At 29.1% G+C, this 7,973-nt stretch carries 7 protein-coding genes; 5 read left to right on the top strand and 2 right to left on the bottom strand.

From position 1 onward, the window contains the following. The first annotated feature begins 310 nt into the window (after nt 1-310). Together rpiB and ACQY6M_RS10970 are read left to right on the top strand one after the other, a co-directional pair. Nucleotides 311-742 carry a ribose 5-phosphate isomerase B gene (rpiB, locus tag ACQY6M_RS10965; protein WP_428743475.1) on the top strand — a complete coding sequence of 144 codons (432 nt, stop codon included), beginning with the start codon at nt 311-313 and terminating at the stop codon, nt 740-742. Next, nucleotides 742-1,182: a GNAT family N-acetyltransferase gene (locus tag ACQY6M_RS10970; RefSeq protein ID WP_428743474.1), complete on the top strand. Its 441-nt coding sequence runs from the start codon at nt 742-744 to the stop codon at nt 1,180-1,182. Before rpiB ends, ACQY6M_RS10970 begins: the two co-directional genes overlap by 1 nt. On the opposite strand, the gene ACQY6M_RS10975 is transcribed toward ACQY6M_RS10970, so the two are convergent. Beyond that, nucleotides 1,179-3,407 carry a T9SS type B sorting domain-containing protein gene (locus tag ACQY6M_RS10975; protein WP_428743473.1) on the bottom strand — a complete coding sequence of 743 codons (2,229 nt, stop codon included), beginning with the start codon at nt 3,405-3,407 and terminating at the stop codon, nt 1,179-1,181. The genes ACQY6M_RS10970 and ACQY6M_RS10975 overlap by 4 nt on opposite strands. 34 nt (nt 3,408-3,441) lie before the next feature. Beyond that, nucleotides 3,442-4,017 carry a pseudouridine synthase gene (locus ACQY6M_RS10980; RefSeq protein ID WP_428743472.1) on the bottom strand — a complete coding sequence of 192 codons (576 nt, stop codon included), beginning with the start codon at nt 4,015-4,017 and terminating at the stop codon, nt 3,442-3,444. Between the two features lie 114 nt (nt 4,018-4,131). On the opposite strand from ACQY6M_RS10980, the gene recA reads away from it, so the two are divergent. From recA to ACQY6M_RS10995, 3 genes are all read left to right on the top strand, one after another. Then, on the top strand, nt 4,132-5,139 hold the full coding sequence (gene recA / locus ACQY6M_RS10985) for a recombinase RecA (RefSeq protein WP_428743471.1): 1,008 nt from the start codon (nt 4,132-4,134) through the stop codon (nt 5,137-5,139). Between the two features lie 131 nt (nt 5,140-5,270). Next, nucleotides 5,271-6,128, top strand: coding sequence for an AraC family transcriptional regulator (locus tag ACQY6M_RS10990; RefSeq protein ID WP_428743470.1), 858 nt, complete (start codon nt 5,271-5,273; stop codon nt 6,126-6,128). An 18-nt stretch (nt 6,129-6,146) separates the two neighbouring features. Further along, complete coding sequence (locus ACQY6M_RS10995) at nt 6,147-7,841, top strand: amidohydrolase (protein WP_428744955.1); 1,695 nt, start codon at nt 6,147-6,149, stop codon at nt 7,839-7,841. Nucleotides 7,842-7,973: the final 132 nt, after the last annotated feature.

A 7,973-nucleotide genomic window follows, 5' to 3' on the forward strand; every position in this document is an offset into this window, starting at 1 on the left:
TAGTTTTTATGAATAGTTAATTTAATTTTAAATGTAAAAAAAGGGTTAATTTTATGTTGATAAATGTTCATTAAAAACTCAAAAAAAAAGTTGCATAATTAATTCTGATTCTTGTATTGTAAATTTTTTGTAAAAAATCAAATTTTCTTTTCAGAATATACTATTAGTTCTTAACAATTTAATAATACGGTTTAACCCCTTAATTTTTAAAGGGTTATTAAGAATGCTAAAAAAAGCATTGTTAATTACTGTTGATAACCGTGAATAACTGTATTTTTGTAACTCACAACTAAATTAAAATCAACAAATTATGACAATCGCTGTAGGAAACGACCATGCAGGTACCGAGTATAAGTTTGAAATTGTTAAACTTTTAGAAGAATTAGGACATAAGGTAATCAACTTTGGTACGAATGATACTGATAGTATGGATTATCCAGATACCATACATCCAACAGCAGAAGCTGTAGAGACAGGACAAGCAGATATGGGAATTATTTTATGTGGAAGCGGTAATGGAGCGCAAATGACTGCTAATAAGCATCAGGGAATTCGTGCTGCTTTATGTTGGAATAACGAATTGGTTGAGTTAACACGCCAGCATAACGATGCTAATATTTTAACCATTCCAGCTCGTTTTGTATCGTTACAACAAGCCTTAGGTTTTGTAAAAATATTTTTGTCTACAGAGTTTGAAGGTGGACGTCATGCTAATAGAGTTGATAAAATAGCTTGTAGTTAATGAATTTTATAATAAAAAAATTTCAAGAGTTAACAACTTCAGAATTGTATGAGCTTTTGCAATTACGTTCTGAAGTTTTTGTTGTTGAGCAAGATTGTGTGTATCAAGACCTTGATGGTAAAGATCAAAAAGCTTTACATGTTATAGGAGTTAAGGATGGTAAAATAATAGCCTATACTCGTTTGTTTAACAGGGGTGAATATTTTGATACCCCTAGTATTGGTAGAGTAGTAGTAAAGGAAAGTGAACGTAAATACGGTTATGGACATGATTTGATAAAGGCATCTATCAAAGCTATTGTTGATAACTATAATGAAACTACAATTACCATTTCTGCACAAACCTATTTACAGAAATTCTATGAATCTCACGGATTTAAACAAATAGGAGAAGGGTATTTAGAGGATGGTATTCCGCATATAAGAATGGTTAGAAATTAGTTTCTAATTAAAGCAAAAGCACCATTTTTAGTTTTTCCATTTGTAAAAATTATTTGATACCAGTATGTAGTACTTGGTAATGGTTTGCTATTATATAAACCGTTCCAACCGACAGAATTTGGTTTAATTTTACTTACTATTTTACCAAACCTATCCATAATATAAATCTCTTTAATAAGATTGTTATTATCTTTTATAATCCAAGTATCATTATTACCATCATTATTTGGAGTGAAAAAATTAGGAATGATAATATCTCTTTCTTCTTCTATAGTAATTTTAAAACTACTTTCATTATAACATCTAGGATTTATAGGGTTAACATTATAAATATAAACTATTTGAGAAGTAGTTATAATATCTCCAGAATTTAATTGATTTCCATTTCCTCCAGATTCAGTGTAATAATTTCCGTTTGTTAGATTAGGTAAAGTAAATTTATTAATAGCAATAACATCATTTAAAATATCAACATCAGGTGAATTATTAATAGTAATGTGAAAAGAAGATTCATCAAAACAAGAAGGATTGGTAGGATCTTCATTGTAAATAAAAATTGTTTGTGATAAAGTTATAATGTCTCCAGAATTTAATTGATTTCCATTTCCTCCACTTTGTGTATAATATTTACTATTAGATAAATTAGGTAAAGGGTAATTATCACAGGTAATAACATCATTTAAAGTATTTACTGTAATAGTACATGTAGTTTGGTTACATTCGTTTATATCTTCTTTAAAAACCGTATTGTTGTCTATTTGAGTCCAGTTTGTTGTACTATAGTTTATATTATCAACTAAAACACATGTAAGGTTAGGATTATATCTTAAATCGAAACTATTTGACAAAATATTAGTGTTGTTATTGTTTCTTATATCAACATTGGTTAATTGATTGTATCTACAGTTTAAAAATGTTAGTCCTTTGTTATTAATTAAATTTAATTCTTTAATAGAGTTATTAAAACAATCTAATCTTGCTAATTTTAAATTATTACTCAAATCTAAACTTGATATTTTATTAAAATAAATATCCAACCAATATAAATCAGGATTGTTAGAAGTATTTAGTTGGGTAAGATTATTACTTGAACAACTTAAAAACCTTAATTTAAGATTATTTGAAATATCTAACACACTAAGGTTGTTACCATAAATAACAAAGTGTTCTAAATTAATATTCTTAGTAACATTTATACTAGAAAGTTTTGAATCATTAACAGAAAGAAACTTTATTAAAGTATTATTTTTTATATTTAATGTATTTAGATTACCTGCACCACAAATCAAGGTTTCTATTTTTATAAGTTGACTAACATCAATATTGGTAAAAAAATTATCAGAACAATCCAAATATGTTAAAGAAACAAAATCTTGAATACCAGTCATATCACTAATATTTTTATTTTCTATATCTAATTTTTTTATTGTCTCAATATTACTAGTCAAAACATAATCATCTAACGGACCAGAATCGTAACCTAGATTGATTAATTCTTGTTCGAAATTATCATCAGGAACATAGGTTAAACGTGGAGAAAAACAAGTTTCACTAAACACAGAATTATTATCAATATCAATCCAATTAGTTTTACTATAATTTTCATTGTCTATCTGAAAACAGGTTAAATTAGAATTACCAATACAAGAAAATTGAGTAATAGATGAATTATTACCGTTTTTAAAATTTACTTTTTCTAAAATTCCGTGACTTAAATTAAGTTTTTCAATTTTAGTATTGTTAGTTAAATCTAATTCTGTTATACTTGAATTACCTATTGTTAAGTCTCTTATATTTATATTATTTGATAAATTAATAGAATCTATACTAGTAACAATACAATGAAATTTTTCAAGTTGATTATTGTTAGTAATATTTAAGTTCTCTAATAATGAGTCACTATAAATGTATAATTCCCTTAGATTTGTGTTACTGGAAAGATCAATAGTCACAACTTCATTTAATTCAATAGTTAATTTTTCTAAAGCAATAAAGTCTTCAATACCTTGTAAGGATTTTATTTCCCATATATAAGTAGCATTTCCTGATATTGATAGGTCGGTTACAGTACTAATATTATTAGTAGGAACATAGTCATTCAAAGGACCAGAATCATAGCCTAAATCAATTAAAAATTGTTCGAAATTATCATCAGGTACGTAAGTGTTTTGAGAATAAGAAAATGAATAAGAGATAATGAATAATAAGGAAAAAATATTTTTCATGAGCTTTTTTAAAAAGCTGCTAAAATAATTAAAATTATATCAAATCCTCAACTTCTCTAACTTCACCAACTTGCATGTTTCCTAGTAAAATATCACCTACACGAACACGTACCAAACGAAGTGTTGGAAAACCAACAGCCGAGGTCATTTTACGTACTTGCCTAAATTTTCCTTCGGTTAAAGTAATTGATATCCAGGGAGTAGGACCGTGACGAGCATCACGAATTTTTTTAGAACGTTCTGGTAAATCTGGCGTATCAATTAATTCAACTTTACAAGGTTGGGTCATATATTTTTTTCCATCAAAACCAATTTCAACACCGTTTTGTATTTGTTCAATAGCTTCTGAAGTAATAGCACCATCTAATTGAACGTAATATTCTTTTTCAACTCCACCTCTGGTAGTAATAAAATCGCTTACTTTACCGTCGGTTGTAAGTAATAATAAACCTTCCGATTTTACATCTAATCTACCAACAGCCATTGTTTTTTCAGGAAAATCATACAATTCTCCCAACAATTTGTGTTTACCTCCTTTTATTTGATTGGTTATAAACTGGGAAAGAAAACCGTAAGGTTTGTAAATAATAAAGTGATGATGCTCTGACATCTGTTATTTTTAAGGAGTACAATATTACAAAATGTAACATAAAAAAGATGGGGAATTAAAGTTAGTTTTTCATAACTTAGCCATTCTTATATATTAAAATAATTAGCACGATTTATGGCAGCAGATAAAGAAAAAGAAGCGAAACTAAAAGCGCTTCAACTTACACTAGATAAGCTAGATAAGACCTATGGAAAAGGAACGGTAATGAAGTTAGGCGATAGCCAAGTAGAAGATGTAGATGCTATTTCATCGGGTTCTTTAGGCTTAGATTTAGCTTTAGGAGTTGGAGGTTATCCACGCGGAAGAATTATTGAAATTTACGGACCAGAATCATCAGGTAAAACTACCTTAACAATACATGCAATTGCTGAAGCTCAAAAAGCAGGAGGTATTGCTGCTTTTATTGATGCAGAACATGCTTTCGACCGTTTTTATGCTGAAAGCTTAGGAGTTGATGTTGATAACTTAATTATCTCTCAACCAGATCACGGAGAACAAGCATTAGAAATTGCAGATAACTTAATTCGTTCAGGAGCTATTGATATTGTAGTGATTGACTCTGTAGCTGCCTTAACACCAAAATCTGAGATTGAAGGTGAAATGGGGGATTCTAAAATGGGACTTCATGCACGTTTAATGTCACAAGCCTTACGTAAATTAACAGGAACAATTAGTAAAACTAACTGTACGGTATTTTTCATTAACCAGTTACGTGAAAAGATTGGAGTTATGTTTGGTAACCCAGAAACAACTACAGGTGGTAATGCATTAAAATTCTACGCATCTGTTCGTTTAGATATTCGTAAGAGAACTCAAATTAAAGATGGCGACAAGGTAATTGGTAACAGTACCAAAGTTAAAATTGTAAAAAATAAAGTGGCTCCACCATTCCAACAAGCAGAATTTGATATTATGTATGGTGAAGGAATCTCAAAAGTTGGTGAGGTTTTAGATATTGGTGTAGAGTATGGAATTATAAAGAAAAGTGGTTCATGGTTTAGTTATGGAGACACTAAATTAGGTCAGGGTAGAGATGCTGTAAAAAGCCTTATTAAAGACAATCCTGAGTTAATGGATGAGCTTGAAAATAAAATCAAAGAAGCTATTGAAAATCAAGAATAAGTAATTTAAATTTAAAGTTCAAACTATTACTATTTTTAAAAGCTGTTGAGAAATCAACAGCTTTTTTTGTACATTTTATATTGTCAATTTAAGACAAAAGCTAATAAATCTCCCTTTTTTACATTTGTGTTATGGAAACAGAAGAATTCTACAAAAATAGGTTACAACAAGTAGTTTCCTATTTAAGAACCAAATACAATCAAAAAATTTTAATAGAGGATTTAGAAGAGTTATCAAACTTTTCTTACAGAAATCTACAGCGTATTTTTAAAGCATATTATAAAGAAACGATTGGAGCTTATGTTACAAAAGTAAAGATAGAGAATGGTGCAAAAATGTTGATGTTTACATCAGATGAGATTAGAAGTATAGCCGAAAAAGTAGGATATGCAGATGTACAATCATTTAGTAAATCTTTTAAAAAACACTATGGAATTACTCCAGCTGTTTACAGGAATAAAAAAGAAGAAATTTTTAAAAAAGAATCAAAAAAAAATATAGTAACACCATTTATCGAAAATAAAATTACAGGGTTAAAATCAAAAAAAGTTCTTTATAAAACGGTAAAAGTGGATTATTATAATTTTGAAATAGAAGAAGTTTGGAATAAATTATTAAAAGAAGCAGAAGATTTACATATAAACTTTAATAAAACAGAATCATTTGGAATTATTTGGGATGAACCTATTATTTCTGAAGATATTACCTATAACTATGATGCTTGTTTGGTTATTGATGATGCAATTCAAATACCTGATAAAAAATTCAAAGTAAAAACAATTCCAGAACAAAAGTATGCGGTTTTTATCCATATTGGTAGTTATCAATCAATTAGTAAAACGTACGATAAGATTTTTAAAAACTGGTTGTTCACAACAAATAAAGAAATTTCGGAACAACCTTTTTTAGAGTTTTACACAAAACATGAAGCGCATACCGATAATGAAAATGAGTATGAAACAGAAATATATGTACCTTTAAAAGGTTAATTTCACAACAAAGAAAATATGAAGAAAATGAAATTAATAATCATTCTATTTAGTGTGGTTTTGGCTGGAAACTCGTGTTCAAACGATCCAAAAGTTGCTATTGAAAATATAGAAACTAGTACACAGAGATTATATTGCAATGCTAAAATTTTTACTGTTGATGAGGCAAATCCATGGGCTGAGGCAATTTTAATAGATGGAAACAAAATACTTTTTGTAGGTTCAGATACTGAAGCTGAAAAGATAGCGGATAACAATGCTATAAAAGTAGATTTACAAGGCAAGTTAATACTACCTGGTTTTCACGATGTACATATGCATCCAATGGAAGTAGGATCTACCACCACAGCTTTTGTTTTAGATGAAGAAGATACCAATGCGGAGAATTACATTCCAGTTATTCGAAAAGCTTCAAAAGACAACCCAAATGTAGAATGGTTAATTGGTTTCGGGCACTCTATAAATACATTATTTAATGCAAAAAGAAATCCCTTGGATATAATTGACGAGGCTGTTTCAGATAGACCTGTAATTATAATGGAACAAACGTCTCACTCCATGTGGATAAATTCTAAAGGATTAGCTTTGGCAGGAATTACCGTAGATTCACCGAACCCACAAGGTGGAATTATTATGAAAGAAGGAAAAAATTTATTGGGTATTTTAATAGATAATGCAGGAGATGTTGCATTTCAACAAGCAGTTACTTCATTAAACGATGCAGAAGGAGAATATGATGGAATGGTTAGTTATGTATTACCAGAATTAGTAAAACACGGTATAACCTCTGTTTGTGATGCAAGAACGTATTGGAAAAGAGCACAACATAAAATTTGGAAAGATTTAGCGGCCGATAATAAGTTAACTGCACGTTTTAATTTAGGCTTATGGGCATATCCTACCGAGGATGATGCAACGCAAATAGCAAGTTTAAAAAGGCTATTTTCTAATAATGAAAACAGTTTATTAAAGATTAATCAGATAAAACTATATTCTGACGGAATTACACATAATACAACCGCTGCATTGCATCAAAATTATAAAGAAGATATATTTGGGTTACCAACCAATAATGGATTAAACTATTTTACACAAGAAAGAATATCAAAATACATAAGGGAACTCGAAACAGTAGGCTTCGATTTTCATATTCATGCTATTGGAAATAGGGGAGTAACGGAAGCGTTAAATGCTATTGAAGAAAGTGGAACGACAGAAGGAAGACATCGTTTAACACATGTAGAAATAGTAGAAGCAACCGATATGAATCGTTTTGCTCAATTAAATGTAACTGCAGATGTTCAAGTAGCAGGAGATTTTACTCAACCAGCGTATTGGCATGATAATGATTATTTATTAGGTACAGAATTAGCAGATAACCAAATTCCTATTAAATCATTAAAAGAAGCTGGAGCAAGAATAACATTGAGTAGCGATTGGAATGTAAGTTCGTTAAATCCGTTTGTTGGTATACAAAATGCAGTAACCCGCTCACCACAAAATATTTCATTAGAAGAAGCTATTAAAGCTTATACAATTAATGGAGCGTATGTAATGCGACAAGAAGATAAAGTAGGCTCTTTAAAAAAGGGGAAATTGGCAGATTTTATAGTTGTTGATCAAAATATTTTTAACGTTTCAGTAAATCAAATTAATAGCACAAAAGTAGTTTTAACCGTTTTTGATGGAGAAGAAATTTATAGAAGGAGGTAAATATTTGTTTTAATTTTTAAAAAATATTACTAATTATGTGTTTGAATTAGAAAATATTATAGGTTGATTTTAAGTAAGAAAGTAATTACTGTAACTGAAAGTATACAATTAGAAGAGGTACAATTAGAAGAT

Source organism: Tenacibaculum sp., assembly GCF_050290165.1.
Taxonomy (GTDB): domain Bacteria; phylum Bacteroidota; class Bacteroidia; order Flavobacteriales; family Flavobacteriaceae; genus Polaribacter.

Coding starts and splice junctions, on each gene's coding strand:
- rpiB (WP_428743475.1), top strand. CDS start 311: ATGACAATCGCTGTAGGAAACGACCATGCAGGTACCGAGTATAAGTTT.
- ACQY6M_RS10970 (WP_428743474.1), top strand. CDS start 742: ATGAATTTTATAATAAAAAAATTTCAAGAGTTAACAACTTCAGAATTG.
- ACQY6M_RS10975 (WP_428743473.1), bottom strand. CDS start 3,407: ATGAAAAATATTTTTTCCTTATTATTCATTATCTCTTATTCATTTTCT.
- ACQY6M_RS10980 (WP_428743472.1), bottom strand. CDS start 4,017: ATGTCAGAGCATCATCACTTTATTATTTACAAACCTTACGGTTTTCTT.
- recA (WP_428743471.1), top strand. CDS start 4,132: ATGGCAGCAGATAAAGAAAAAGAAGCGAAACTAAAAGCGCTTCAACTT.
- ACQY6M_RS10990 (WP_428743470.1), top strand. CDS start 5,271: ATGGAAACAGAAGAATTCTACAAAAATAGGTTACAACAAGTAGTTTCC.
- ACQY6M_RS10995 (WP_428744955.1), top strand. CDS start 6,147: ATGAAGAAAATGAAATTAATAATCATTCTATTTAGTGTGGTTTTGGCT.